Genomic DNA, 1,315 nt, shown 5'->3' with positions numbered 1-1,315 from the left:
CTCTTCGGCCATATCAAAGCTGGTTGCCCCCGCAACCGCTTGCGACGCCTTCTCCTTTAGGGGAGATCGACCCTCTGAGTTGGTTGCCGATCACCCGCCGAACGGCTCAGTTGCTCTGGCCGATCGAACAGGTGGGCAATTTCAGCCATCTTCGCCAGATCACCGATCGACATTGGTTGGATCTGTTGGATCGCAACGCCCCTGGTTGTGGTGTGTTGGTGGATGGAGAAACCGTATTGGCCGGTTGCATCCGCCTCACGGAAAGCAGCGATCACGGCACCTTTGAGTTGCTTCGCGATGTGGCTTGGGATCCCCGTCTCGATCAAGCGCTACCCGTCGTGCTCGGCAGGGTTCTGCAACAAGGCGCCCCTCGTTCCTTGATCACGGCCTTTGATGATGCCCCGTTGTCTCAGTTGTTGGAGGCCCAAGGCTGGACGCGGGATTGCGAGCAGCTGCTCTTAGGTCGAAGCATGTGGCGCCGCCACGTGGCACCCCGCAATCTTCAGCTCAGTCGGTCTTTTGATGACGTCTTTGGTCGGCTACGCCCGCAGGGGAGCCCCCTGCCAAACCCCAGCCTGGGGCCTCGATGTTTAGGACCTCGGTGTTTAGGGACTCGGTAACGGTGTCGTCCGTCTGTTCCGTGCTCAGTTTGGATGTCGGTCGGAAACGCATCGGCCTTGCGGGATGTGACGCCCTCGGCATCACGGTCACGCCCTTGCCAGCTCTTCACCGTGGACGTTTTGACAACGATCTGTTGGTGTTGCGTGACCACTGCCAGCGGCGATCCGTGCAGGGACTCGTTGTGGGCTTACCCCTCGACTCGGCTGGTCAGCCCACGGTGCAAGCTGTGCACTGCCAACGCTATGGCCTGCGCCTAGCCCAGACCTTGGGGCTTCCCTTGGCTTGGGTGAATGAGCACAGCAGCACTTGGGCGGCAGGAGAACGCCATGGTTTGCAGGGTGATCGAACCGGTCGACTCGATAGTGCGGCGGCGGCGTTGCTGCTTGAACAATGGCTCCAGGATGGGCCGGCGCTTAAACCGGCCCAGTCGATGGCTGCTGGGACGGGCGCCGAGCCCATCGATGGTGGATCCTGACCTCAGATAGTGAGTGACGATGTCGGACATCGCAGCAGGAAAGAGCGGAGACCATCCAACACTGTTGGTTCGTGATCGAGAGGGCCACGATCTGCTCTGCTTTCTAGAGCACCTAATCCCTCTGGACGGTCAGGATTACGCCCTGCTTTCGCCCGTTGATACTCCCGTTTCTCTCTTTCGGCTACGGGATGACGATGAGCCCGAGCCGATCAACAGCGT

2 protein-coding genes and 1 pseudogene are annotated in these 1,315 nt (G+C 60.2%); 2 read left to right on the top strand and 1 reads right to left on the bottom strand.

The features are described from left to right. Window positions 1-56 precede the first annotated feature (56 nt). Window positions 57-326, bottom strand: coding sequence for a hypothetical protein (locus WH5701_RS17840; RefSeq protein WP_006169876.1), 270 nt, complete (start codon window positions 324-326; stop codon window positions 57-59). A gap of 260 nt (window positions 327-586) precedes the next feature. Between WH5701_RS17840 and ruvX the strand changes: the two genes are divergently transcribed. Further along, window positions 587-1,096, top strand: a complete 510-nt coding sequence (ruvX, locus tag WH5701_RS16300) for a Holliday junction resolvase RuvX (RefSeq protein ID WP_050749848.1) — start codon at window positions 587-589, stop codon at window positions 1,094-1,096. A 19-nt stretch (window positions 1,097-1,115) separates the two neighbouring features. Continuing rightward, window positions 1,116-1,315, top strand: a pseudogene (locus tag WH5701_RS18205) (DUF1292 domain-containing protein); the annotation flags it as partial.

Origin of the sequence: Synechococcus sp. WH 5701 (assembly GCF_000153045.1) — a bacterium.
GTDB classification, from domain to species: Bacteria; Cyanobacteriota; Cyanobacteriia; order PCC-6307; family Cyanobiaceae; genus Regnicoccus_A; species Regnicoccus_A antarcticus.
The sequence above is the reverse complement of the archived record's forward strand: the minus strand, read 5'-3'. Positions and strand labels throughout refer to the sequence as shown.

What these genes read in the sequence shown, in the direction of transcription:
- ruvX (WP_050749848.1), top strand. Translation starts at nt 587, where the DNA reads ATGTTTAGGACCTCGGTGTTTAGGGACTCGGTAACGGTGTCGTCCGTC.